The organism is Wolbachia endosymbiont of Trichogramma kaykai, assembly GCF_045765165.1.
Taxonomy (GTDB): Bacteria; Pseudomonadota; Alphaproteobacteria; order Rickettsiales; family Anaplasmataceae; genus Wolbachia.
The window spans coordinates 54,201-77,268 of sequence record NZ_JBJJXK010000002.1; the positions used below are offsets into that span (position 1 = coordinate 54,201).

Here is a 23,068-nt window from a genome sequence, read left to right on the forward strand (position 1 = left end):
TGCATTTCCATAGGATATAACTATATTAGAATATGTTACAGTTACTAACCTTACTTGCTGTTATCACCTCGGTTGTATTTTTTGGTTATCTAGTTCCAATGGAAGTGAAAGCCTTCTTGTATTCAATAAGCCTTAGCATAAAAGAGATCTTACTATTTATAATGCCTTTTATTGTTTTTGCATTAATCTTTAGTAGTGTTAACAATCTTAAGCAGTCGGCTATAAAGTTTATATTGCTACTTATTATAACGATTTTCTTGTCGAATCTAGCCTCAAGTTTAATAGCTTATTCTGTTGGGCATTTCATCACACAAAACACTTATTCAATACAAGATATAACATATGAAGAAACAATTGTTCCTTTATGGTCATTTAGGATACCTGCATTGCTTTCTAATTTTTATGCCCTTGCTTGTGGATTTGTGTTAAGCATATTAGTGTCCACAATATTACCAAAAAAAAGCAAAGAGCTCTCGAACAAAATGTCAGATTTAACTCTCTTTATTTTGAAGACATTTTTGACGCCAATTATTCCAATGTTTGTACTTGGTCTTGCTTTAAAAATGGAACATGATCAGGTTTTACCCATAATATTTAAGGATTACTCAATAATTTTTATTATTATATCATCTGCAACTTACCTTTATGTTTTTCTCTTATATGGAGCAGCAAATTCATTTAAGATCACAAGTTGGATAGCTAGTATAGGCAATATGATACCTTCATTTATTACTTCAATGAGCACAATGTCTAGTAGTATAGCTATGCCGCTTACTCTTGAAGGAAGCAAAAAAAATGTAAAGCAGTATGATATAGCATCGTCTGTTGTGCCAATAACTGCTAGCTTTCATTTAGTAGGTGATTGCTTTTTTATTATAATACTATCAATGATAATGACTTTTGGTGGTGCATTGTCTGCAACAGACTATGTGACTTTCCTTCTCTACTTTCTGTTATTTAAATTTGCTATTGTTGCAGTTCCAGCGGGAGGGATTATGGTAATGTTGCCTATTCTTGAGAAGTATCTTAAATTCTCCCCAGAGATGCTTTCATTAATTACAGCATTGTATATAGTGTTTGACCCAGTAATAACTTCAGCAAATGTTATGGGTAACGGTGCGTTCACCATTATGTTTACAAAGCTCTATGATAAGCTTCAGTGATGTCCATTCTAGCAATTAATACTGTAGGTGCTGGTAGTTCAATAGCAATAATTGATTACAATGGTAATTGTTTTATAGAACGCAATTCTGCAAACAATAGTCATGCAGAATCATTTTTTCAAATACTGAATACTTTGTTTGATAAGCATAATTACAGCTACGATAAAATAGACCATTTAGCAGTGATAGTTGGACCAGGAAGTTTTACTGGAATCAGAGTTGGTATATCAACTGCACAAGGTATAAATCTTGCTACAAATAAGCCGTTATATGGGGTTAGTGCGCTGGAAGCTCAAGCATATGCAATATCGACACTTTGTACAAATAGCAAAAAAAATATTAAAGCTATAATCGAAGATGATCAAAAGTTTTATACGCAGTTATTTGATTTCAATGTGTTACCGCTATCAAATCCTGCTGTAGTAAGTGAACTCCAGCCTGAAACGCACTGCATTACATATATGGATTGCAGTTTACCAAAGTTGGATGCTAGCCATGCAGGGCTACTAGTCCGTTATAGACTAAAAAATAAACAAAAATTAAATGGAGTTGAGGCTCTATATTTAAATGAGCTTCAGTATATGAAATCGTTGCCTATTGCGTAAACACTATTAATTTGGCCAAGTTTGTACATCTGACTTACTATTTCTTCTGCTACTTCTTTTATACTCATATTTGAATTTTCTACCTCTATAGCATTTTGTGGTACAAATAAATCTTCCTCCCTAAATTTAATACTATTTATATTAGTAACCTTCCTATTTTTTCTTTGCTTTTTTGATATAGTACGCTCTTGTAATATCAATGGATTGCACCTAAGTACTATAGGGAGGATTTTTGTGCTCATTTTTTTACTAAGTTCTACTACTGAATTATATATTCTTATGTTGTAATCATTATTTTTAATTAATTCATCAACAAATACATAATTTTTTGAGTCAATAGGATAGGCTTCTATTGCCTGAAACATAACATGTGTAGTGTTATATATTCTATCTCGAGCTTCTTTGGAAGTTTGATTATATTCAAGTCCACTTACAATTACTGCATTTATCATACTAGATAATACTATTGCTGTAGAAAGTTTACCACTTCCTGGAAGACCAGTGATATATATGAAAAATTTTGTTAGCTGTTTTTTTATGTCAACGTTTATCATATTATTTTTAATATTAAAACCTACAATTATAATAACATAAAAACAAGGCTTTAAAACATATGAAATATTACATAAAAAGTCGTTTTTATAGTTAAAATATTATGTAATCTAGAAATGTAAACTCTAATCACCTAAGGCAAGTTATTTTAACGTAGGTTCACCTTTTAGTTTGTAATAAACTTTTTTTTACGTATAAATCTTTAGAAAATTTGAGTCAGGAGCTATGTTATTAACAAATAGTGAGTTGAAAAGAGACCTAGTTAACGCCTATCAAATTTTATCTTATCTTAAATTAGATGATCATACGTGTACTCGTCTCTCTGTACGTTCTGAAGACAAAAAATAATTTTATGTTTATCCGTTTGGTATACGTTTTTATGAAGTAGATGAAAGTATCGTTTGATGGGAATATAATTGAAGGCAAAGAATATCAATATAATAAAACTGGCTATGTAATCCATGGCTTCATTTATCAAGCAAGGAAAGATATTCAAGCAATTTTTCATCTACGTACACCTTCTATTATAGCAGTTCTCAAGGATGGATTACTCCCAATAAGTCAGTGGCTCTGCACTTTTATAATAGGTTATCTTGCCATGATTATAATTCCCTGGCACTTGATGATATAGAAGGAAAAAGATTAATAGCTAATTTGAAAGAAAATTTTGTGATGTTAATGCGCAATCATGGATCTATAACATTTGGTCAGGCTATACAAGAAGCAATGTTTTATACGTATCACTTAGAATAAGCTTGTAAAACTCAATGCCTGACGCTAGCAATGAATAGGGAGTTGTCAATTCTAAGTGAAGAAATTTGCTCAAAAGACGTAAAGGATCTTCTGTCTTTCGAAAGCAATCTTGGTGAGAGAGATTGGCAAGCATGGGTTAGGTTGATTAAAGGTAAGTTATAAAAGTTTCTGATTCTTCGATAGATATTAGATTTCTTGCATAACCAGCCAGTCTGAAATCCAATAATGGTTTCACACGCTGTAACTCTTCAATTCATGTAAGGAGTTTAATGTCTCCATCTCTACTTAAGTTAACACCCTTAACTAAGCAGATACAAGTAAATAACTAGTAAGTTTTTCAATCCTGCTCCACAGCAAATTTTAATGCTATGTGAGTAGTTATAGTGCTGTTAACAATTAAAATGACAAAAATTAAGATGGTGATTAGTAGTGTATAAATATTCAAGGATAGATTTTCAAATTGAGTTAGCAATTTAAAATATACAAAAGTTGGCATTATCATTGGCAAAACAAGAATTTGCGACACTCCTGATGCTAAGTTATTTCGACCAATCATCAATGCATTTCCAGTAGCTGAAATATTAATGATTATCAGAGTATTAAATAATAAAGACACTGCAACTGCTACTGAATGTTCAATATTATTGCCTAGAATTGCAAAGCTGAACATGAAAGAAATCACTGAAATCGGTAACCCAAATGACAACCAGTGAGCGAAGATTTTATAAGCAACTATCAGCCTAGAAGAGAGCGGCTGTAAAAAGATTTGCTCTAATATTCCATCATGATAATCAGATGTAAATAAATTATTTGTAGAGATCTGCAAAACAAATGTAGCACATATCCATGTTAATGTTAATATGACTTCTTGTTTACTGTTGTTTTCAAGTGTATATGAAGATAAACTTAACATTATAATAAAAATACATACTATATAAGTATGATTATTATCATTTGTTACTAATTTTTTTACCAAACTAATCATACCAGGATTTTAAATGTTTATTATAAATTATAGTGTTTACTTTAAGGGTAATATAATTTTTTGTGTTTACAAGTTATATAAGTTTTAATATATTTTATTGATAATGCTATGGAAAAATTAATAAAAATAAAGTTACCGGAAGATTACGTTCCTTCAGAAAATGAAGAATATATGAACGTAAAACAACTGGAATACTTTAGCTTAAAGTTACAATCAATGCTCTCTGAACTGGAGAAACAAGATCTAGAAGATAGTAGTATTTATTCTGATAGTGAAAATGGAGAATTAATTAAGCGCAGAAAAGATAGAAAAGAAAAAATTAAGGAGGCGTTGGAAAAAATAAAATTAGGCATTTATGGTTACTGTGATGGAACGGGAGAAGAAATAGGAGTAGAAAGACTTAAAGCTAATCCACTTGCTATGTATTGTATTGAAGAACAAGAGAGAATAGAAAAAGAAAAGAACGTGTATAACATTAATGATTAGAACTTGTCCGGGAATTGATAAACTCAAGCATATTTCTCTCCTTAACATAACTCTACTCATAGCCAGATATATGAAATTTTCAGTGAGTAAATCTTATTCTTTCGATAGTCTTCTATTCCTAAAGCAAAAGTCCTTTCTACAACCCACCTTCTTGGCTGTACTTTAAACCCCTCATTGGTAGTAGCTATAGAGTACCAAAGGATACAAAAGAAGCAGTAGTTAAAATAGCAGTAGAGTTTCCAGCATATGGACAAGAAAGAGCAGCTAATGAATTAAAGAAAAAAGGAATTCTAATATCTGCTAGTGGTATAAGGTCAATATGGCAAAGAAACGATCTCGAAAATTTTAAAAAGAGATTGAAAGCCCTGGAAGCAAAGGTGGTCCAAGACGGTATAATTTTAACGGAGGAGCAAGTTGCTGCTTTAGAAAAAAACTAGGGAACAAAAAGAAGCCAATGGCGAAATTGAGACACAACACCCTGGATACTTAGGTAGTCAAGATACCTATTATGTAGGCAATATCAAAGGTATTCGAAGAATTTATCAACAAACTTTTATTGACACCTACTCTAGAGTGGCCTTCGCTAAGCTTTATACGGAGAAAACTGCTATCACAGCTGCAGATCTTCTCAATGATAGAGTTATACCATTTTTTGATGAACAGAAAGTTCCATTGCTACGCATTTTAACTGATCGTGGTACAGAGTATTGTGGTAAACCAGGTAGTCATGCGTACCTGTTATATTTGGGAGTAGAAAATATTGATCATTCTAGAACCAAAGCTTATTCTCCACAAACTAATGGTATATGTCAAAGGTTTCATAGAACTATGCAAGATGAATGTTACAATATTATCTTTAGGAAAAAGATTTATAGTACTTTGGAGGAGCTTCAGTTAGATGTCGTCATTGGTTGCATTCTTATAACAGAGATAGAACTCATTCCAGTAAGTATTGCTATGCCTATGCAGACCTTTTTTGATAGTATGAGTATTGCTTACCAAAAAAAAATATTGATAACATTAAAACAGATTCTGATATCAGTTTTGAACTCGTCAATTCTTCTGTCAGATCAAGTCTAAACTATTGCACTTTCATTAAATAGACCTTTAGCAGAAGGAGAGTATAAAAATCTCAATAATATCATGACTTTAATAACATCAAAAATGTATATATAGAATCAATAACAAAAAATAATAAAGATGGTAGTTATTTAAGTTGTAATGCAATTTATAGTAGAAAAAAAACAACACCTACCATATAAAAGAAATATTAGGATTGAAAGATGATGTAACAAAGATTAAAGTAGATAATATATCTAATCAACCGTTTGAAGGTACAGCGTTGGAGCAGCATAATCTTAATCATACTACGGCACAACAAACGGTTAACAATAAGGAAGTGACTACTGAATCAGAGGAGTTCCATGATGTACCAGAGGACTTTTGTAATGTGTTAAAGGAACAACCTCGCTCAATAACTGGAGAACAAGAAGCACAAATACATTATATCTCTAATCCGAGTATAGTAGGAAACGGTTGTTATTAACTAGCAAACCAAATCCTTCACAAAAGAGCACCTCTTCAGGTGCTCTTTTTTTTCTTTGTATATTCTCCATAGGGAAAAATTGACTGGTACAACTTTATTACTATAAATATACTTGTATTTTTTGGATCATTTTCGTATCTATTTTCAATAGATTCATCGATGTACTGATAAAACTATAGCTATACAAGGCTAAATATGCTAAGCTTATAAAGATGACAAAGCTTCAAAAAAAAAGCCTAACATAGTGGAAAAAGCTTTATGAAAATCAAAGTTGGAGTAATAGGCTGCTTAGGCAGAATGGGTAAGAAAATACTCAATGAATTAATTACGAATACCAAAGTGGAAGTAGCAGGTGCTGTTGCTCGCTTGGGTAGTGAGTATATAGGCTTAGATATTGGGACTATTGTAGGAAATAATTGCAATTTAGGAATCAAAATTACAAGTTCTATTAGTGAGGTATTTGAATCGTCCGATGTTGTAATAGATTTTACAACTAAAGAATGTATGCTAGAATGCCTTAAGGCGGCCGTGAAATTTAAAAAACCGCTAGTTAGTGGCACAACTGGAATAGAAGGTCTAAATTTAAAAGAATATGCTGCTAAAGTTTCAATATTATGGTCAGCAAATATGAGTATAGGAGTTAATGTGTTGCTGAAATTGGTAAAAGAAGCTGCCAACCTTTTAGGTAATGAGTATGACGTTGAAATTTGGGAAATGCATCACAATTTAAAAAAGGATTCACCATCTGGAACAGCTATAGAGTTTGGTAAAGCAGTTGCTAACGCTGCAAAAGTGGATTTTGAGCTCAATCAATATTCACATAATAATTCAAATATAAGAGGGAAAGGAGGAATAGGCTTTGCAGTATCTCGTGGAGGTGGAGTAATAGGAGATCACAGTGTCATGTTTGTCAATTCCGATGAACGAGTAGAATTAAATCACAAGGCAATTGATCGTACAACGTTTGCTAGAGGGGCGGTTCAGGCAGCAATATGGTTGTGCGAGAATAAAACTCCAGGACTTTATTCAATGCAGGATTTAGTATGAGCGATAAATACGCTTTCGTTAAAAATTTAAATCTTTGGTATGGCTCTAAACAAGTTTTATTCGGCATAAATTTGAATATTTGCAAAAAGAAAGTCACAACTTTTATCGGACCTTCTGGGTGCGGTAAATCGACATTTTTGCGTTGTTTTAATCGTATGAATGATTACGTATCTGGATGTAGAGCGACTGGTGAACTGGTAATCGATGGGCTGGGTAATATATATTCACGTGATATGGATGTTGTATTGCTCAGAGCAAAAGTTGGTATGGTATTTCAAAAACCCAATCCTTTTCCAAAATCAATATATGATAATGTTGCTTATGGGCCTAAGTTGCATGGAATGGTGAAAAATAAGCAAAAATTAGATGAAATAGTAGAGAGTAGTTTAACTAAGGTTGGTTTATGGGAAGAGTTGAAAGATAGATTGCAAGATAGTGCACTAAATTTATCTGGTGGCCAGCAACAAAGATTATGCATTGCTCGTGCAATTGCAGTAAAGCCAACTATTTTATTAATGGATGAACCATGCTCTGCTCTTGATCCAATGGCAACAAATGCAATCGAAAATCTTATACAAGAATTGAAATTGAGGTTCACCATAATTATGGTAACTCATTCGATGAAGCAAGCTAAAAAATTATCCGACAGCATAGTTTTCTTTTGCAATGGCAAGATTGTTGAATTCGGAAGTACTCATGAAATCTTTGCAAATGCTCAGTCTCCTTTAACGAAGGAGTATATTCTGGATCATTAGCTTAATAGTTGATATTTTAATTTTTTCTATGTATAATTTATCAAGTTTGTTGTGATAGGGGGTTAAAATGTTTAGTACAAGTGAAGCAACAAAAAAGTTGTTTAAAGCTATTGAGGGAGCTTGGAATCATTTTCAACAAGCATTGAAAGAAGGAGCGAATGTTAACCCTTTTGAGGATGGGATGACACCTTTGATGTGCATTGCTTCAGCTTTTGTTACTAGTAATAACAGAGAAGTAGTAGATAGGAGTCCATATCTTCACTGCATATACCTTGACAATTTACAACCTGTTAATGAAGGATTTATACCTCAAAATTATGCTCATGCAGAGGAGGAAATTAAGACCGGCAAGAGGGAAAAAAATACAGCTCTACACATTGCTTGCAAGTTGGGAAATGTAAACATGACAAAAATATTACTTACACATCCAAAGATGAAAATTAATATTAAAAACTATGAAAACAAAAATCCAAGAGATTGTATTGCAGGACATGCCAAGAAAGAAATAGAACCAGAATTCCTAAAGATAGAAGCAGTCGCTCAAGAAAGGAAACAAACTAATTATGCTTGTACTTTTTTTTTGTTATCTGGAATACTTACTGTTGTTCTATGTTTCGTAGTTGACAACCCAGTTCCACTTGCTGCAGCTTCGTTGCTTTTTTTTTGCAATAGGATGTGGTTTGCTATATAGAGCAAATACAGTTGTTAATGATGTAAACTTCTCTCAAGATGGTTGCGAACATGCTAAGTGATCTATCCAGCACTTGATGCTAGAATCGAGTTTTTCATTTAATTTCATTGAATTTAGCATAAGCTCAGTTTACTTGTAAATTTTTCTGGATCCCAGTGTCATCTACTAGGATGACAGGAGTATGAAATGGAGCTACTTGACCATTGAGTTGTTTTTTCTCGTCTACCTTATTTTACCACTCTGCTGAACGGATACTTTTATTTTCAATAATTTTGTTAGCAATAATACGGCTTTCAAAATCGATACTTATTATGTCAGATAGTGAGTTAATATCAGAGTAATTGTCAAAATTTTCTATTGTTGATTTTACTACTTTGACTACTTCTAAAAAGCCTATTCGTGATTTCAAGAATTCATTAACAGCTATCTCATTTGCAGCGTTCAAAACAATACTATTTGTATGTGGAGAAGAAGAATTTAATACTTCCATGCTTAGCTTTAGTGCAGGAAAACGTTTATGACCTGGTTCTTGAAAGGTCAATTTTCCTTGCTTTGTTAAATCTAATTTATGATTTAAAGTTGATCTTTCTGGCCAAGACAAAGCATATGCAATGGGAATTTCCATATCAGTTTCTGCAAGCACAGCAAAGCTGAATCCATCGTGATAAACGACAATTCCATGTACTATCGATTCAGGGTGCACTACTGCTTCAATTCTATTTGGACTGATATTGAACAAATGATGTGCTTCTATTATTTCTAGTGCTTTATTCATCATTGTTGCACTATCAACTGAGATTTTCTTTCCCATTTTCCAAGTAGGGTGATTTAGTGCCTGATCTACTGTAATATCTTTTAATTGTTCAAAGCTATAATTTAAAAATGGTCCACCAGAGGCAGTGAGTATAACCTTTTCTACACATTTATCATCATTGTGCAAAACTTGAAAAATTGCGTTGTGTTCAGAGTCGATGGGAATTATTTGTACGCTCCTTTCTTTAGCTTTTTCAAGCAGTAACTTGCCACCACAAACAATGCTTTCTTTATTTGCTAGGGCAATAACTTTAGTACCGCTTTCTATAACCTTTATAACTGGATCAAGGCCTGCGATGCCAACTATTGCAATAACTGAGAGATCAACAGGTAGAGAAGCAACATTTGCTAGACCTGGAGCGCCAACTTCTACTTTGACGTTTGTACTAAGTAGATCTTCTTTTAAAGCTTTGTAGAACCTTTCATCAGAAATGGCAGCATATTTAGCATTAAGTAGATTTGCCTGTCGTGCTAGCAGAGCAAAGTTAGAATTGGCACTTAGTGCTTCCACCTGATATTCTTCCTTTCTCTTGAAGAGCAAATCTACAGTCTTTTTTCCAATACTTCCTGTTGATCCTAAAACTGAAACTTTTTTCACTAATTACAATAAAATCTTCTTAGTTATTTAGTAACCAAGCTCATGATCATCACCAACAGATGGTGAAGGACCAGGTGAAAAAGATTGGCCATGATGATCACCTGCATCATGCATATCATGCAAACCATCAGCACTTTGAGCTATTTCATTGTTAGAGTGGGGATAATCATCCGGATGATGCCCCTCATCACCGTAGTCCATACCCATTCCTTCTGATGGCATATCTTCTCCACCACCCGAAAAATATTCTGCAAGACTTTCAAGAAATTTTATGCCAAATATGTTACCTGATTTCCCAAATAACGTTACTAGACTGCTACCACTGACCAAACCTTCAAACACATTATTATAAGCAGCAATTGCTCCTTCATGAAAGTTGAACATCCACTTCATTCCATCCACAATTGTTGCAATAGAGTCACTATAACCAAGACCGAAACCACTTTTCTCACCAGTGGCTTCCTGGTGTTGCTGCTGTGCCTGCCATTCTGCAATATTTGGACCTTGTGCTTCACTCATAAACTTTTATTCTAAGCGTTAAGCTATTATTTTACCAAAAATACTGTAAAATATCAATTGTTTAAGAGAGGTTATCATAAAAATAGCTAACACTAAGCTATTTTTATGATTCTGAATACTAAAACATCGATAATGTGCTGTAGTAACAAAGTGATGAAGGAAGATCCTTGAGGTTTAAAACAGTTTCTATTTCTTCTTAGAAGACTGCTCCTCTCTCTTTTCTTTTTATTATCTTAATATACACTTATTCATAAATTTTTGACAAGTACTAATAATTTAGTTATTATTAGTACTATATTAATAATAAGGAAGAAAAATGCTTACTAATGATTTATCTAATAATAACACACCATCATCAGCTCCGCCACCTCCTCCTTTACCACTCGGAGGTTTAAAGAATTGGACACTTCCACAGGATAATGGTAATGGTAAAAAATCTTCTAATGTGGCTACATCAGGAATTAGCAGTTGCACTGAACCAAAAAAAAAGGTCAATTATAATATAAATGTTAAATTGTATAAAAATTTTTATAGATTTTAAGTAGAAATACACATGTGCGTAAGCACAGAATTTGCTTTTTCTATTGCTCTTGCTAACACTTCTTGTTCATTGTAATGATTCTTTACATTGATTACCTGAGCTGACAAATTTGTAGGAAAAGTGACTAAACTAACTTCCCATAGCTCCACTTGTTTTAACACTCGAGCTCCGCTTTCATGATCAACATCATACTCTATTGGTATATAGCCAATCGAAAGCACGTTAATAGTTCCAGTTTTTAGCATTAAATATGCTTTCTCTGCTTTTTGAATACCAAAAAGCAAATGTGCAGTTATATATAGGCCAATATCATTTTGCTTATCAACTATATTAAAAACGCTCGCATAGCCAGAAAATACTCCGTTTTCTTCTATGCTTTTTATTGACAATGGTGAATAGAGAAATATCTTACTCATGAGTCCCCCTTGTAAATTATGGTATCGGGTTTACCAGCCCTCTTAGCCAGCTTAAAATGTTGTACAGATTGCCTTCCTATATCTCAGGATGAGTATAAGGCACTACAATATAATTCTATTATATGCAGTGCTTTGAAAATGGGGAAGTACTTTTTTAGTTATAAAATTTGTCATTTTATATACATAAGGGTAGGGTTCGTTGCACATTGGGTTGTTCAACAGCAGCGTTTTCTAGATTTGTAGAAACAACTTCGTTTGTAGGAATAATTATTTTACCTAGAAGGAAGCCAAAATCCCCAAGAAAAAGCGGCTATAAAACTATTCATTAATGACTCTGTCCATGTTTCTCCCTAGTATTCTTGATAGATTTTAGAATACACCATTATTAGCTTCATTCGGGTTTAAATTTCTTTCCAACTCTTCTGATGTTTTTTCCCCATCATCTTGGGATTTTGTTGGTGAACTCTTCTGTAAGTTTTCTAATTCTTGTGCATCCACTAACACCTCACTATTAAAGCCTAAGTGCAAATCATACAGCACTATAATTGTTTAGTCAAGGTAAATACTAGTATATTAAGTAAATATTTACTATATCAATATGATTACTTAAATTCACAACTAATTATTTTGGGGAATAAAAAGATTGTGTTTTGTAGGTGATTTACGTAGAGGAAGGTGTTACCCCAGTTTTACAACACCCGTGGTAACGATAAAGAAGGAAGTAGAGAAAGTTATATGTAATAGTTTTAAACTATTACAAGTTTATATGCTCTGTCCTTGAATATTTTGTTGTTCAGTGGTAGCATTTTCCAAATTTGTAGAGATAGGAGCAAACATCCTTCTCCCTAAAGCCGTTGACAATGTAGCTCCAATTGCAGCTATAAAACCAGGGCCTAATAATTCCATAAATGAAGTAACAGGGAAGATAACTCTACCCACTATAGGAATAGAGTTATCACGGGCGTGTGGGACCGAAAACCAATTGGTATTACAACCGTTTGTATCAAGGTACACTAGCCCTATCTCTCGATACGTTTGAATAGTTGTTTGGGAAATATATATACGCCCGTTTACAATCTTAAATTAACTAAAACTATCGAGGCTTATTGTGGTTACATCTTATCAAAATTTTATTGGCATTGACATCGAAAAATTTAAAAATGTTGCTGCAGTTTACAACCAAAATAACATTATCAAGTTCGACAATAATGCTGATGGTTGGCAACTGTTGTTTAAAAAGTTTTCAGATATCTTACCTAATTCTTTGGTAACTTTAGAAATACAGGCAAATATGAGCTTGGTTTATCACATTTTCTTGTTGGTAAGAATATTGGAGTACATCAAGCAAATACTCGAAAAGTAAAAAGTTTTATCTTGTCTCACGGAACTTTAGCAAAGTTTGATAAATCAGATGCGATGGCTCTTGCTCAATACGGATGTGAACTCCATAAAACTCTCTCTATTTGTACCTACTTCAAAAGAACAATAAACTCTAGCTGCACTGTGTCAATGTCGTGATGACATTAAGCAAATGAAAACTCAGGAAAAGTGTAGACTGGAAGCTCCTGAAAATGACCATATAAAGGAAAGTTGCCAGAAGACCATTGAATTTTTCAATAATCAAATAAACGAACTCAATGACACTATACAAAAGATTATTGATGAAAGCCATGAGTTACAACAACGTCAAAAATCCTTAAAAACAGTTCCTGGAATAGGCAAAAAGTTATCACAAGATTTTTTGTGTTTAATGCCAGAGCTTGGCTACTTAAGTAGAAAAGAAGTAGCAAGTCTTGCCGGAGTAGCACCTCATCCCAAGGAAAGTGGTAAAGCTGTTGTTTACCGAAGGATTATAGGCGGTAGAAGTAATGTTCGTTCAAAGCTCTTTATATCAGCCATAGCTGTTACAAAATCAAAATCTGTACTTGGTGCCTTTTATTCTAAGCTTGTTGAAAGTGGTAAGAAGAAGATGGTGGCTATAACAGCTCTTATACGTAAAATTATAGTAATTGCTAATGCAAGACTTAAAGCAGCAATTGCTTCACACAGTAGCAACTGACAATGAATATTGTGAATAAGTGCGTCCACACAAACTTAAAGTACTTATTCACATATTCATTGGCTTAAGCAGGTAATAGCTGTTTGACATAAAATTCTATTCCTATGACGAATGGATTTTATTACCTCCATGATTGGATCAAGTTGCAAAATTACACAATAAAAAATTTTTTAAAAAACATAGTTGATACTATTTGGTTGCTGTGGAATCTGATTTACTCGCCCTAACTCTTGTGAAGTTTTCCCTCCAATGCTTTTGACGGCATCTTCTAAGTCTAACAATGATCTGTTATTTAACCTTACGTTATCTTCACTATCACAAAGGATAATGTAGTCTAAAATTGTCATTCTCAGATCACTCATTTCTATATCATCATTAATATGATCTTTTAATTCATCGATAATCTTTAATGCTCGCTCTTTCATATCTTTTTCTTCTTCTGCATTAATTGGTGCAAGTATGAGAAAAATTATTCCAAGCAACTCTTGTTGTAAGTTTTTTTAATCCATAATAACTATCATTAATATTGAGTTAAATAATATGGTACTATAGTTACTTAATCAAGTTAATTATTAAGATATTAAAGTATAAGATACCAAAGAGTAATATCCTTAGCCGTAAAATACAAAAATAACTGACGGGTTCTTTATAATTAGAAATGTTAAGAAATTTACTAAATAAAAAAGGTAAAAGAATGTTATCTACTTTTCAGAGTCAGCTAAATAGCTGACTCTGAAAAGTAGGAAAGAGCTATATGCTCTGTTCTTGAATATTTGTTTGTTCAATAGTAGTACTTTCCAAATTGTGTAAAGGTTCAAATTCTTCTTGCATATCCAATATGTCTTCTATTAATTGCTGATCTTCATCTTTTTCTTTTAATTGAAATGCTACTGCTTCTTTAGGTGTTTCTAGCAGTTTTTTTAAATATTTCTGTGTGCATCTCTGTTATTGATTTCAACTGTAGCATTACTAGCATTTCATTGCGCAGGACTGACATTTTCTGTAGTGTTTTCACTTTTTCTGATAGCCCTTTATTTTCTTTTTGCAATGCTTCTATTTTTGTTTGCTGATACTGATTATCTGAGTTTGTCATTGGTAATCTATGCATAACCTACTTCAAGTTAAAATTTAGATATTATCAGTTATAAGTGATACAGTTTCTTTAGTTAAGATAAGCATCAATATATTATAACATTAGGATTAACAACCAAAAGAATAGATGAAATATCAGGCAATATCCTCTATAATCAAACTTTTAAGATGGAAAAATGACAATTCGTGTAGGAATTAATGGTCTTGGTAGAATAGGTAGAAGTGTATTACGTGCTATTTTTGAAGTAGAAAACTATAGTGAGCAAATAGAAGTTGTGGCGGTAAATGGTTCGCTCAGTGCTGAGCAGCATGCACATTTGATTAAATATGACTCTGTTCATGGTAAATTTAACGGCGATATTGATTTTAACGAGTCTGAAAATTGGCTATCTATAAATGGCAGGAAATTTTCTCTATATAGAGAACGTAGCCCTGAAAATATTCCTTGGAATGTTGATGTAGTGCTTGAATGCACTGGTGCATTCAACAAGCGTGCGGAAGCAGCAAAGCATAATGTAGAGAGAGTAATTGTCTCTGCTCCAGTTTCAGATGCTGATGTAACTGTAGTTTACGGCGTAAATAACGATATGCTAAAAAAGGAGCATAAAGTGATCTCAGCAGGTTCTTGTACTACAAACTGTCTGGCTCCGATTGTATACGTTTTACACTCCAATTTAGGCATAAAAAGCGGTTTTATGACTACTATACATGCCTATACGAATGATCAAAATGTTCTTGATGGCAACCATAGAGACTTACATAGGGCAAGAGCTTGTGGCCTTTCTATGGTGCCAACTACAACTGGAGCAGCAAAAACAATTGGTTCTGTCATTCCTCAGTTAAAGGGTAAGCTAGATGGTACTGCTATTAGAGTTCCGGTTAGCAACGTTTCTATGGTTGATTTTAAATTTTTAGCTGATAAGAGAGCAACAACTAAGGAAATAAACGAAATATTTAAGAATTCAGCAAATCATGTGCTTTCCGTATGTAATGAGCCTTTAGTTTCAATAGACTTTGTCCATAACCCTTATAGTGCAATTGTGGATTTAGCTGGTACATATGTCACAGGTGATATCTGTAGAGTTGCAGCGTGGTACGATAATGAATGGGCTTTTGCACTGAGAATGTTAGATATAGCTCTATTGTAAAGTATGAACGAAAACTCACAAAAATATGCTTCATTTTATGAGCACTTTGCGGAACTTAGAAAAAGGGTTATTTTTTGCTTTCTATTTTTTTGTGTTACCTTCGGGTTTTGTTACTACTTTAAAGAAAATATATACCGCTTTTTACTTGCACCTTTAATAGAGGTTATGAAAGATAGCAATGATTTTTCTCTAATCTATACAGACTTAACAGAAGCGTTTTTTGTATATCTTAGGGTTGCAATAATGAGTGCACTGTTGTTTTCTTTTCCTGTGTTTGCATGGCAATTCTACATATTTCTAGCACCTGGCTTATACAAAAGAGAAAGGGCAGTGTTATTGCCGTACTTAATTGCAACACCGGTTTTGTTTGTAACGGGAGCCGCTGTAGTTTACTACTACATATTTCCCTTAGCCTGGAAATTTTTTATTGCTTTTGAACATAGCGGTAAATCTTTCGGTATACCAATAGAGTTTATGCCATCAGTTAGTGAATATTTAGACCTTGTTCTTCAATTTATGTTTGCATTTGGCACTGCATTTCAAATTCCAGTTATACTCACCTTGATGGTAAGAGTAGGGCTAATCACTGCACAAAGTTTGTCAAATAAAAGGAGAATTGCGATAGTGGTAATTTTCATTATTGCTGCAATCTTAACTCCACCTGATGTACTAAGCCAAGTAGGGCTTGCAATTCCAATGTTGGTATTATATGAGCTCTCTATCCTGATATGTAGATATATTGAGAAGAAAGCAAAGGATTGAATCAAGAATATTATTTATAAACAAAGAACGAGCACCGGAGCACTTTTCTTGAACATTGAAGTGGGATTATGTAAATTTCCCTTATTGATTTTTTAGTAGACGCCAAGTGAATTAAAATATTATGAGGTGTGTTATGATAATAGTTGTTGGTGGTCAAAAAGGTGGTACTGGTAAAACGACTATACCCACAAATATAGCGGTGATGCGTGCTAGGGAAGGTAGAAATGTCCTTCTCTATGATCTTGACCCATTAATGCTAGCTACCTTGTGGGCATCCCTGCGAGACAAGGACAAAAGTTTACTGAAAATTAACAGTTTAACATTAGTGTAGTAATCAGAAATGAGCTACAAGCTTTACAGTCCAAATATCAAGATATTATTGTTGGCACAAGAAGAGCAGATGAAACTTTAAGGGCTGCCTTATCATTAGCTAATCTAGCTATATTTCCGATTAATCCATCTGGGATTGATATGTGGAAGTTTGACACTCTGAGCAACTTAGTTAACGGTACTCAAAGTTGTAATAAAACCTTTAAAGCAAGAGTGCTATTTAATGGAGTACACACCAATCCAGGTGCAGCTAAAAAACACATTGAAGAATGTGGATTTTTAAGTGAATTTGACAACTTAACAAGGTTAGATAGTTTTTTAAGTTGGCGAGCTGAAGTTCAAGACGCCTCTGGCGATAGTATGGCAATTTTTGAATATAAACCAGTAGATTTAAAAGCAATTAGGGAAATTGAATCTGTTTATGAGGAAGCCTTATCTACTGTTAGAAAATCAGAGCCAGCACAGTCAGTGTTAAGGTTGCCACCTAGTTTACATCAAAAATTGAGGGAATAGCCTTTATAACAAAAGATACAGTTTCTAACATTGGATTCAGGGTTTTAACGGAATACATTAAAACTTTAGAGAAATAAGAAACCAATCAAAATGAAGAAGAGAGGTTTGTTTCCTTGATTGTCTTTCAACTATTTTTCTGAAGTTGGAGGTTCGATAGGTTGCTGTGTAAAAGATTGGGAAGTAGTTTTGTTAGTGTTGAAAATTATAGCTCTTTTCCTAATAGTTGGAACATGATGGAATAGGTAAAGTAGCGAGGAGATGTGAATGCCAGCAGCATATAGCTATGATTTAAGGAAAAAAAAAGCATTGGATGTAGGGGAAAGTAGAGCATTTGTAGCCAATAGGTTTAAAGTTAATATTCTATGAATGGCAAAAAGGTGCAAGAAAATAGGCGATTTTAAATCAAAATGTAGATCCAATAGAGCGTGATTGATATCTTGCTAGTAATAGTGTAACAGCTTTTATTAAGATATTTTTTTTGCCATACGTCAGCAATAACAAAATTAGAAAATTGATGGCTGAATATGTTGGAATTGATAAACAGTATATTATGCTTCAAGCAATATTTACTTTAGTAGCTTCTACAACTTTTTTAGTATAGCTTCTCCTTGGTGCTGTGTACCAACAGCAGTATTTGCACTTGCTACGTGTTTCTTTGTTAAAAATGATGTACATGCTGCATTTTCTGCAAAAGAACTTTCTCCTGAGTTTGCCGAAATTATTACTGAAAAAAGTAGTAAATAATGTTGAGCTCAATGCAGAAGACAACTCTCAATCGAGAAGCTACTGGTATGAGACTGTGTTATATAGCGAAACTAGATTTCACTTTTACACACCTAGATAAGGGGTAACAGCAGACACTAGAATGACAAAATCGTTATTCTGCTACGCATTATCGCCATATAACTATAGCTATATATGAACTAGAAAAGTAATATTCACTAGATCTTAATATTTTAGATCTATATCTCAATGAACTACTACAATTAGTATGTATGATCCATTTAAAAGTGAGGATTATAAAAAAATCTTGATTCTCTGATTAAAGCTATAAATCTAGGAATCTAGAGGAAAAATGTTATAAAACAGTAACAGATCTGTCTCATGCTTTAGAGGGTTTTACAGATAAGGCAGAAGATGTAGCTAAGCTTGTTATACGTGATGACTTGAATAATTGTGTAAAGAAGGCAAATAAAAAGCCATTAATTCTTAGGATATTCAATAGAATATTAGGAAGAGATGTTCGATTAGGAATATCAGTAATTTTATAAAAGATAAATTGCCTCCTTCAACTGCTAGAACAGCAATCGAATATACAGATGTTATTCAAAAAATTTCATATTTAGAGCGAATAGAAAGAAGTCAAGATAAATATAGGTCATATGGAATAAATTTAGAAAATAGACAGCAAAAGAAAAATCTCTCATATGAGCAAGAAGATTCAGGTTATGGAGTTTCATTAAACGAAGATCCTGAGTATGAAGAAATATCAAATTATCAAGAGGAAAAAAAAGTAAATCTTTAACAGAGGAGCCGACTTATGCAACAATCTCTAAAGAACATATAGAAGCAAAAGAGAACATGGGAAGAAACAACAACTTCAATCTCTTGCACCACCAAGAGTACCACTAGTACCAGAGAAAATATTTACTATCAATCAAAATTAGACAAGAACCGAAAAAAAAAGATAAACCTGCAGTACCACCAAAGCCTAAAGATTTAGGCGAAAAAGTAAGCACAGAGCAAAAAATAGTAGTGGAAAAATCAGCTGAGAGTAACACTACACTACCACTAAAATCTGAAAATCAAGATGGTAAAGAATCAGCAAAAAAAAAAGCTGATGGACCAAAGGTACTAGTATTTGCTATGAAAAAAAAGAAGTGACTCGCGAGAATAGTAAAGTAAAGGCATTAAAAGAAAGATTTGAGCGAAATAAAGTAAAGAACGTGTTGCCTGCTGAAAACAAAACTGCTTCAGTAACACAAACGGATATCAGTGTGAAGAGAAAACAATCTCGTTCATTTCCAGTAGGAAATAAAAAATCTTCGATCAATCATCTTGCCAGCAAAAATTTACCTTCCACGAATGTAAGTGTAAAAGAAATGGTTAAAAATTTCAAGGGAGAAAAGGTGAAAGATAGTAATATTTGGGTGTTTTCCTACTCATGAAAATTAGCTCTTATCATAACATTTTTACAGCCATCAGAGGAAGTTTTTATAAGATTGGGGCTAAAGAAAACTTGCATGTAAATGTATCAAGGTATAAAATTATAAATATTAAGAATGAATAGGTTAGTTATGAATCTTATAACAAAATCCGCTATCGATTTTACTGCTTCGGCTGTTCTTGCTAGTGGAAAAATAGTTGATGATTTCTGTTTAAGTAAACATATAAAGGATAAGTATGCTGTCCTTTTTTTCTATCCACTTGATTTTACTTTTGTCTGTCCAACTGAGTTGATATCATTTAGCAACAAAATAGAAGATTTTTCAAAACGTAATGTTGAAGTGATAGGAATAAGTATAGATTCAAAATTTTCACACTATAAATGGCGAAACACTCCAGTTAATGATGGTGGCATTGGAGAGGTTAGCTACAGTTTAGTGTCTGATATCAAAAAGTCTATATCGAGAGACTATGGGGTCTTATATGATGACTCAATTGCACTAAGAGCAACTTTTGTTATTGATGATAAGTTTGTTGTACGTCATCAATCGATAAATGATTTTCCTTTAGGGCGTAATATCGATGAGTTTATTAGAATAATTGATGCAATAAAACATAATGAAGAGCATGGTGAAGTATGTCCAGCAGGGTGGAAGAAAGGTAAGCCAGCAATGCAGGCGAGCGACGAAGGAGTGGCTGATTATCTAAACTCACACAGTGCAGAATTATAAATTGAGTACAAAAGTTCTTATTATTGGATCTGGAGCAGCGGGTTATGCTGCTGCTATATATGCAGCACGTGCAAATTTAGAGCCAATTGTAGTAACAGGAATGCAACCTGGTGGTCAGCTTACAATTACTACGGATGTTGAAAACTATCCAGGTTTTATTTCTATACAAGGTCCAGAACTCATGGAACAAAAGAGGTTGCATGCAGAGAAGGTGGGGGCAAGGATAATAGATGACGAAATAAAAAGCGTTGAACAACTTGAGGATTCTAATGAGTATAGATTTAGATCTTGTGGTAATGCTAGTGACTACTATTCGAATGCAATTATAATTGCAGCTGGTGCGCAAGCGAAGTGGCTTGGCCTGGAGAGTGAAAAGAAATTTCAAGGTTACGGAGTCTCGGCGTGCGCGACTTGTGATGGTGCATTTTTTAGAAATAAAGTTGTAGCTGTGGTTGGTGGTGGAAATACTGCTGTTGAAGAAGCAATATTTTTAACTCGATTTGCTAAGAAAGTTATACTGATACACAGGCGTGATAAGTTAAGAGCAGAGAAAGTAATGCAAGACAGGCTCTTTAAAAATGATAAGATAAAGGTAGTATGGAATCATGCCGTAGAGCAGATTCTTGGAGAAGAAAATCCTAACAAAGTTACTGGCATTACAATTAAATCGACAGACATCAATAAAACCCAGGAATTGAAAGTAGATGGAGTGTTCATTGCAATTGGGCATGCACCAAATACAGGTATTTTTAAGGGCTTTGTTGAAATGGATCAGCAAGCTTATATAATTACGAAGCCTGGAACAACTCTAACCAGTAGGGCAGGGGTGTTTGCTGCTGGTGATGTTCAAGATAAGGTATATCGCCAGGCAGTAGTTGCCGCAGGAACAGGGTGCATGGCTGCACTTGATGCGGAAAAGTTTTTGGAATCATGATTAATTCTAAAATTTTTAACTAAATTACTTGCAATTTTCTTTCTTTTTTATAATTATGTCAATAAATTATAGGTTGGAGAGAATTTAGTATGCTTTTGAGAAGTAATGTAGATTTTGGAAGAGGGGTTATTAGTGATGTAGGATTACGAGCTCAAAATCAAACAACTTCAGGACAATCAACAACAAAATTATTTGAGGCTATTTATGATGAAAATCTAGGAGATTTTGAGCGAACTCTGGAAGAAGGTGCGAATGTTAATACGTTTAATGAAGAAGGCATGACACTTTTGATGTCTATTGCTAACATTTACAACGTTAGCAATAATCAGACTGCATTAAAAGACATGGCTAAATTGCTTATACAAAAAAGAAGTATAAATATAAATGTTCAAAGCGAGCAACCTGTTTATGAAAAAAGGCAAAAGAAAGATGATCAAGGGAATGTAATTTTTGAACACTATGGAAGAGAAATGGTGAAACAAAGTGGTAATTATTACATCTATTGTAATGATGAAAGTTTAGTGAAAGATGACGAAGTTTCTCCTATACTCTTTACTACCGATTGAGGATTATCAGAAGATAGTAAATATATATTTTTGAGAGAAGGATATGATGGAGTGAAGGAAGAAGTAAAAACATTCTTAATACAAAAAAAATACTGCCTTACATATTGCTTGCCAGACTGCAGCTATAGATATAGTGAAAATATTGCTCACACACCCAGATGTAAAAACTGACATTAAAAATTGTCAAAATAAAGTTCCTACAGATCTTATTGCAAGAGGATTTGAGAACATAATAAAATTAGAATTTGAAAAAGCACAAACAGGAAAAGAATTATTGAATGCTATTTCTGGTAGAAATATTGACCAAGCAAAAAGACTATTGAATCAAGATTTCAACCCTAATTGCTGGAAAAGAAATTTCAATGGAGAAATAGAAATACCATTTAGCCTGATTATCAAATCACGTTTACAAGGAACAACACAAGATAACGAGGAAGTATTGACTAAACTTTTAAAACATAAGGAGCTAGATTTTAGTCAAATAAAGCCAATACCAGCTATAGAGCAAAATTCACGATTGAAGCAAATCATTGAGCAAGTTATGAGGAGCGATTAACTAATGCTATTAATAGAAAAGATTTGGATGATGTAAAAGAATTAGTAGAAGATAATTGCTTTATGAATGATCAAATTGTTATTGAGGTGCTTAAAAGTTTTAATCCTGTCAGAGAATATCTAAATGAAAAATTTCCTACAAGTGCAGAGCAACCTGTAGCAAATACATATAATGTTCAACCAGCAATAAACGATGAGTTTATTTCTCAAGAGTTGCAGTAGCTCGAAAACCTTAGAAATGAACTTGAAAGAACAAAGGCTCGACTTACTAGAGAAAAAAGTAAACTTGAAAACCTTAGAGATGAGTTTGAAAGAACAAAAACTCAACTTAGAAAAAAAGAGCAAGAGCTGAATAAGGCCGTAAGTGAAAGAACAAGAGACACTAACAAAATTTCACAGTTAGAAAGGGATTTTTGGCAAGAGAGATTAGAACTTCAAGTTCAAAATCAAGACTTAAAGAACAAAAACAGAAAACTTTCAGAAGCAAACATTTATAACAGAAGGCAAAGTAACTATGCCTCTGCTTCTTTTGTGTTATCTGGAGAGTTTGCTATTGGTACATGTTTAACAATATCTAGTTTAGAAATATGTATTTCACTTGCTGTAGCTGCTCTGTTTCATTGCAATTGGGTGCTACTTTTCATATAAAGCAAGTAAAGTACTGAGTGATGTGACAAGCAATGAATTTAGTAATGTTATCAGTTTGAGATAGAGTTAAGGTTTTTACTTCTTCTCTAAACTC

Annotated in this window: 32 protein-coding genes and 5 pseudogenes; 27 read left to right on the plus strand and 10 right to left on the minus strand. The window is 33.3% G+C overall.

Going from position 1 to position 23,068, the window contains the following annotated elements; genetic code table 11:
• Nucleotides 1-32: 32 nt before the first annotated feature.
• Together wTKK_RS01080 and tsaB are read left to right on the plus strand one after the other, a co-directional pair.
• The gene (locus wTKK_RS01080) at nt 33-1,163 is read left to right on the plus strand and encodes a cation:dicarboxylate symporter family transporter (RefSeq protein WP_407511605.1); all 1,131 of its coding nucleotides are present in this window, start codon (nt 33-35) and stop codon (nt 1,161-1,163) included.
• Entirely contained in the window at nt 1,163-1,768 is a 606-nt protein-coding gene (gene tsaB, locus wTKK_RS01085) for a tRNA (adenosine(37)-N6)-threonylcarbamoyltransferase complex dimerization subunit type 1 TsaB (RefSeq protein WP_407511731.1), read from the plus strand. The genes wTKK_RS01080 and tsaB overlap by 1 nt, the downstream gene beginning before the upstream one ends.
• Here tsaB and wTKK_RS01090 read toward each other — a convergent pair.
• A complete protein-coding gene (locus wTKK_RS01090) occupies nt 1,738-2,322 on the minus strand; it encodes an AAA family ATPase (protein ID WP_407511606.1) in 585 nt (194 codons plus the stop codon). The two genes, tsaB and wTKK_RS01090, sit on opposite strands and share 31 nt — an antisense overlap.
• Before the next feature lie 223 nt (nt 2,323-2,545).
• On the opposite strand from wTKK_RS01090, the gene wTKK_RS01095 reads away from it, so the two are divergent.
• The 3 genes and pseudogenes from wTKK_RS01095 (at nt 2,546) to wTKK_RS01105 (ending at nt 3,235) form a co-directional block, all read left to right on the plus strand.
• A complete protein-coding gene (locus wTKK_RS01095) occupies nt 2,546-2,668 on the plus strand; it encodes a hypothetical protein (protein WP_407511607.1) in 123 nt (40 codons plus the stop codon).
• 40 nt (nt 2,669-2,708) lie between these two features.
• Nucleotides 2,709-3,073, plus strand: a pseudogene (locus wTKK_RS01100) (class II aldolase/adducin family protein).
• A 30-nt stretch (nt 3,074-3,103) separates the two neighbouring features.
• The gene (locus wTKK_RS01105; protein ID WP_407511608.1) at nt 3,104-3,235 is read left to right on the plus strand and encodes a hypothetical protein; all 132 of its coding nucleotides are present in this window, start codon (nt 3,104-3,106) and stop codon (nt 3,233-3,235) included.
• 175 nt (nt 3,236-3,410) lie between these two features.
• On the opposite strand, the gene wTKK_RS01110 is transcribed toward wTKK_RS01105, so the two are convergent.
• The gene (locus wTKK_RS01110; protein ID WP_407511609.1) at nt 3,411-4,058 is read right to left on the minus strand and encodes a heme exporter protein CcmB; all 648 of its coding nucleotides are present in this window, start codon (nt 4,056-4,058) and stop codon (nt 3,411-3,413) included.
• Nucleotides 4,059-4,166: 108 nt separating this feature from the next.
• Here wTKK_RS01110 and wTKK_RS01115 point away from each other — a divergent pair, with 108 nt between their 5' ends.
• Nucleotides 4,167-4,544 carry a TraR/DksA family transcriptional regulator gene (locus wTKK_RS01115; protein ID WP_407511610.1) on the plus strand — a complete coding sequence of 126 codons (378 nt, stop codon included), beginning with the start codon at nt 4,167-4,169 and terminating at the stop codon, nt 4,542-4,544.
• A gap of 33 nt (nt 4,545-4,577) precedes the next feature.
• Here the strand turns inward: wTKK_RS01115 and wTKK_RS01120 are convergent.
• Nucleotides 4,578-4,720: pseudogene (locus wTKK_RS01120) on the minus strand (IS5-like element ISWpi1 family transposase); the annotation flags it as partial.
• Nucleotides 4,721-4,732: 12 nt separating this feature from the next.
• On the opposite strand from wTKK_RS01120, the pseudogene wTKK_RS01125 reads away from it, so the two are divergent.
• The 5 genes and pseudogenes from wTKK_RS01125 to wTKK_RS01145 all read left to right on the plus strand — a co-directional run.
• Nucleotides 4,733-5,624, plus strand: a pseudogene (locus wTKK_RS01125) (integrase core domain-containing protein); the annotation flags it as partial.
• A 196-nt stretch (nt 5,625-5,820) separates the two neighbouring features.
• Nucleotides 5,821-6,090, plus strand: coding sequence for a hypothetical protein (locus tag wTKK_RS01130; RefSeq protein ID WP_407511611.1), 270 nt, complete (start codon nt 5,821-5,823; stop codon nt 6,088-6,090).
• A 258-nt stretch (nt 6,091-6,348) separates the two neighbouring features.
• Complete coding sequence (dapB, locus tag wTKK_RS01135; protein WP_407511612.1) at nt 6,349-7,137, plus strand: 4-hydroxy-tetrahydrodipicolinate reductase; 789 nt, start codon at nt 6,349-6,351, stop codon at nt 7,135-7,137.
• Nucleotides 7,134-7,892, plus strand: coding sequence for a phosphate ABC transporter ATP-binding protein PstB (gene pstB / locus wTKK_RS01140; RefSeq protein WP_407511613.1), 759 nt, complete (start codon nt 7,134-7,136; stop codon nt 7,890-7,892). The genes dapB and pstB overlap by 4 nt, the downstream gene beginning before the upstream one ends.
• 67 nt (nt 7,893-7,959) lie before the next feature.
• A complete protein-coding gene (locus wTKK_RS01145; RefSeq protein WP_407511614.1) occupies nt 7,960-8,583 on the plus strand; it encodes a hypothetical protein in 624 nt (207 codons plus the stop codon).
• Nucleotides 8,584-8,815: 232 nt separating this feature from the next.
• Here wTKK_RS01145 and dxr read toward each other — a convergent pair whose 3' ends face one another.
• A complete protein-coding gene (dxr, locus tag wTKK_RS01150; protein ID WP_407511615.1) occupies nt 8,816-9,994 on the minus strand; it encodes a 1-deoxy-D-xylulose-5-phosphate reductoisomerase in 1,179 nt (392 codons plus the stop codon).
• Nucleotides 9,995-10,021: 27 nt separating this feature from the next.
• Nucleotides 10,022-10,513 (minus strand): hypothetical protein, encoded by a 492-nt coding sequence (locus wTKK_RS01155; RefSeq protein ID WP_407511616.1) that lies wholly within the window; start codon nt 10,511-10,513, stop codon nt 10,022-10,024.
• Nucleotides 10,514-10,829: 316 nt separating this feature from the next.
• Between wTKK_RS01155 and wTKK_RS01160 the strand changes: the two genes are divergently transcribed.
• The gene (locus wTKK_RS01160) at nt 10,830-11,054 is read left to right on the plus strand and encodes a hypothetical protein (RefSeq protein WP_407511617.1); all 225 of its coding nucleotides are present in this window, start codon (nt 10,830-10,832) and stop codon (nt 11,052-11,054) included.
• Here the strand turns inward: wTKK_RS01160 and wTKK_RS01165 are convergent.
• From wTKK_RS01165 to wTKK_RS01175, 3 genes are all read right to left on the minus strand, one after another.
• Nucleotides 11,051-11,470, minus strand: coding sequence for an HK97 family phage prohead protease (locus wTKK_RS01165; protein WP_407511618.1), 420 nt, complete (start codon nt 11,468-11,470; stop codon nt 11,051-11,053). The two genes, wTKK_RS01160 and wTKK_RS01165, sit on opposite strands and share 4 nt — an antisense overlap.
• A 369-nt stretch (nt 11,471-11,839) precedes the next feature.
• Entirely contained in the window at nt 11,840-11,998 is a 159-nt protein-coding gene (locus wTKK_RS01170; RefSeq protein ID WP_407511619.1) for a hypothetical protein, read from the minus strand.
• Between the two features lie 234 nt (nt 11,999-12,232).
• Entirely contained in the window at nt 12,233-12,484 is a 252-nt protein-coding gene (locus tag wTKK_RS01175; RefSeq protein ID WP_407511620.1) for a hypothetical protein, read from the minus strand.
• Nucleotides 12,485-12,578: 94 nt separating this feature from the next.
• Between wTKK_RS01175 and wTKK_RS01180 the strand changes: the two are divergent.
• Nucleotides 12,579-13,529, plus strand: a pseudogene (locus tag wTKK_RS01180) (IS110 family RNA-guided transposase).
• Nucleotides 13,530-13,699: 170 nt separating this feature from the next.
• Here the strand turns inward: wTKK_RS01180 and wTKK_RS01185 are convergent.
• Together wTKK_RS01185 and wTKK_RS01190 are read right to left on the minus strand one after the other, a co-directional pair.
• Nucleotides 13,700-14,011 carry a hypothetical protein gene (locus wTKK_RS01185; protein ID WP_407511621.1) on the minus strand — a complete coding sequence of 104 codons (312 nt, stop codon included), beginning with the start codon at nt 14,009-14,011 and terminating at the stop codon, nt 13,700-13,702.
• A 416-nt stretch (nt 14,012-14,427) separates the two neighbouring features.
• Nucleotides 14,428-14,637, minus strand: a complete 210-nt coding sequence (locus tag wTKK_RS01190; RefSeq protein WP_407511622.1) for a hypothetical protein — start codon at nt 14,635-14,637, stop codon at nt 14,428-14,430.
• Nucleotides 14,638-14,797: 160 nt separating this feature from the next.
• Between wTKK_RS01190 and gap the strand changes: the two genes are divergently transcribed.
• The 14 genes and pseudogenes from gap to wTKK_RS06205 all read left to right on the plus strand — a co-directional run bounded on the left by gap (nt 14,798) and on the right by wTKK_RS06205 (nt 22,974).
• Nucleotides 14,798-15,769, plus strand: coding sequence for a type I glyceraldehyde-3-phosphate dehydrogenase (gene gap, locus wTKK_RS01195; protein WP_407511623.1), 972 nt, complete (start codon nt 14,798-14,800; stop codon nt 15,767-15,769).
• Nucleotides 15,770-15,772: 3 nt separating this feature from the next.
• Nucleotides 15,773-16,531: a twin-arginine translocase subunit TatC gene (gene tatC, locus wTKK_RS01200; RefSeq protein WP_407511624.1), complete on the plus strand. Its 759-nt coding sequence runs from the start codon at nt 15,773-15,775 to the stop codon at nt 16,529-16,531.
• A gap of 121 nt (nt 16,532-16,652) precedes the next feature.
• Entirely contained in the window at nt 16,653-16,862 is a 210-nt protein-coding gene (locus tag wTKK_RS01205; RefSeq protein ID WP_407511625.1) for a nucleotide-binding protein, read from the plus strand.
• 140 nt (nt 16,863-17,002) lie between these two features.
• Nucleotides 17,003-17,374: a hypothetical protein gene (locus wTKK_RS01210; protein ID WP_407511626.1), complete on the plus strand. Its 372-nt coding sequence runs from the start codon at nt 17,003-17,005 to the stop codon at nt 17,372-17,374.
• A 264-nt stretch (nt 17,375-17,638) separates the two neighbouring features.
• Nucleotides 17,639-17,794 (plus strand): annotated as a pseudogene (locus wTKK_RS01215) (IS630-like element ISWpi11 family transposase); the annotation flags it as partial.
• Between the two features lie 859 nt (nt 17,795-18,653).
• Nucleotides 18,654-18,899: a hypothetical protein gene (locus wTKK_RS01220; RefSeq protein ID WP_407511627.1), complete on the plus strand. Its 246-nt coding sequence runs from the start codon at nt 18,654-18,656 to the stop codon at nt 18,897-18,899.
• Nucleotides 18,900-19,129: 230 nt separating this feature from the next.
• Complete coding sequence (locus tag wTKK_RS01225) at nt 19,130-19,258, plus strand: hypothetical protein (RefSeq protein ID WP_407511628.1); 129 nt, start codon at nt 19,130-19,132, stop codon at nt 19,256-19,258.
• Nucleotides 19,255-19,542: a hypothetical protein gene (locus tag wTKK_RS01230; protein ID WP_407511629.1), complete on the plus strand. Its 288-nt coding sequence runs from the start codon at nt 19,255-19,257 to the stop codon at nt 19,540-19,542. Before wTKK_RS01225 ends, wTKK_RS01230 begins: the two co-directional genes overlap by 4 nt.
• Before the next feature lie 129 nt (nt 19,543-19,671).
• Entirely contained in the window at nt 19,672-20,271 is a 600-nt protein-coding gene (locus wTKK_RS01235; RefSeq protein WP_407511630.1) for a peroxiredoxin, read from the plus strand.
• Nucleotides 20,258-21,205 (plus strand): thioredoxin-disulfide reductase, encoded by a 948-nt coding sequence (gene trxB, locus wTKK_RS01240; RefSeq protein WP_407511631.1) that lies wholly within the window; start codon nt 20,258-20,260, stop codon nt 21,203-21,205. Before wTKK_RS01235 ends, trxB begins: the two co-directional genes overlap by 14 nt.
• A 95-nt stretch (nt 21,206-21,300) precedes the next feature.
• Nucleotides 21,301-21,771: a hypothetical protein gene (locus tag wTKK_RS01245; RefSeq protein ID WP_407511632.1), complete on the plus strand. Its 471-nt coding sequence runs from the start codon at nt 21,301-21,303 to the stop codon at nt 21,769-21,771.
• Nucleotides 21,772-21,913: 142 nt separating this feature from the next.
• Nucleotides 21,914-22,327 (plus strand): hypothetical protein, encoded by a 414-nt coding sequence (locus wTKK_RS01250; RefSeq protein WP_407511633.1) that lies wholly within the window; start codon nt 21,914-21,916, stop codon nt 22,325-22,327.
• A 23-nt stretch (nt 22,328-22,350) separates the two neighbouring features.
• Nucleotides 22,351-22,548: a hypothetical protein gene (locus wTKK_RS01255; RefSeq protein WP_068651400.1), complete on the plus strand. Its 198-nt coding sequence runs from the start codon at nt 22,351-22,353 to the stop codon at nt 22,546-22,548.
• 309 nt (nt 22,549-22,857) lie between these two features.
• Entirely contained in the window at nt 22,858-22,974 is a 117-nt protein-coding gene (locus wTKK_RS06205; RefSeq protein ID WP_458695407.1) for a hypothetical protein, read from the plus strand.
• The last annotated feature ends 94 nt before the right edge of the window (nt 22,975-23,068 follow it).

What these genes read in the sequence shown, in the direction of transcription:
- wTKK_RS01080 (WP_407511605.1), top strand. Translation starts at nt 33, where the DNA reads ATGTTACAGTTACTAACCTTACTTGCTGTTATCACCTCGGTTGTATTT.
- tsaB (WP_407511731.1), top strand. Translation starts at nt 1,163, where the DNA reads ATGTCCATTCTAGCAATTAATACTGTAGGTGCTGGTAGTTCAATAGCA.
- wTKK_RS01090 (WP_407511606.1), bottom strand. Translation starts at nt 2,322, where the DNA reads ATGATAAACGTTGACATAAAAAAACAGCTAACAAAATTTTTCATATAT.
- wTKK_RS01095 (WP_407511607.1), top strand. Translation starts at nt 2,546, where the DNA reads ATGTTATTAACAAATAGTGAGTTGAAAAGAGACCTAGTTAACGCCTAT.
- wTKK_RS01105 (WP_407511608.1), top strand. Translation starts at nt 3,104, where the DNA reads ATGAATAGGGAGTTGTCAATTCTAAGTGAAGAAATTTGCTCAAAAGAC.
- wTKK_RS01110 (WP_407511609.1), bottom strand. Translation starts at nt 4,058, where the DNA reads ATGATTAGTTTGGTAAAAAAATTAGTAACAAATGATAATAATCATACT.
- wTKK_RS01115 (WP_407511610.1), top strand. Translation starts at nt 4,167, where the DNA reads ATGGAAAAATTAATAAAAATAAAGTTACCGGAAGATTACGTTCCTTCA.
- dapB (WP_407511612.1), top strand. Translation starts at nt 6,349, where the DNA reads ATGAAAATCAAAGTTGGAGTAATAGGCTGCTTAGGCAGAATGGGTAAG.
- pstB (WP_407511613.1), top strand. Translation starts at nt 7,134, where the DNA reads ATGAGCGATAAATACGCTTTCGTTAAAAATTTAAATCTTTGGTATGGC.
- wTKK_RS01145 (WP_407511614.1), top strand. Translation starts at nt 7,960, where the DNA reads ATGTTTAGTACAAGTGAAGCAACAAAAAAGTTGTTTAAAGCTATTGAG.
- wTKK_RS01155 (WP_407511616.1), bottom strand. Translation starts at nt 10,513, where the DNA reads ATGAGTGAAGCACAAGGTCCAAATATTGCAGAATGGCAGGCACAGCAG.
- wTKK_RS01160 (WP_407511617.1), top strand. Translation starts at nt 10,830, where the DNA reads ATGCTTACTAATGATTTATCTAATAATAACACACCATCATCAGCTCCG.
- wTKK_RS01165 (WP_407511618.1), bottom strand. Translation starts at nt 11,470, where the DNA reads ATGAGTAAGATATTTCTCTATTCACCATTGTCAATAAAAAGCATAGAA.
- wTKK_RS01190 (WP_407511622.1), bottom strand. Translation starts at nt 14,637, where the DNA reads ATGCATAGATTACCAATGACAAACTCAGATAATCAGTATCAGCAAACA.
- gap (WP_407511623.1), top strand. Translation starts at nt 14,798, where the DNA reads ATGACAATTCGTGTAGGAATTAATGGTCTTGGTAGAATAGGTAGAAGT.
- tatC (WP_407511624.1), top strand. Translation starts at nt 15,773, where the DNA reads ATGAACGAAAACTCACAAAAATATGCTTCATTTTATGAGCACTTTGCG.
- wTKK_RS01205 (WP_407511625.1), top strand. Translation starts at nt 16,653, where the DNA reads ATGAGGTGTGTTATGATAATAGTTGTTGGTGGTCAAAAAGGTGGTACT.
- wTKK_RS01210 (WP_407511626.1), top strand. Translation starts at nt 17,003, where the DNA reads ATGTGGAAGTTTGACACTCTGAGCAACTTAGTTAACGGTACTCAAAGT.
- wTKK_RS01235 (WP_407511630.1), top strand. Translation starts at nt 19,672, where the DNA reads ATGAATCTTATAACAAAATCCGCTATCGATTTTACTGCTTCGGCTGTT.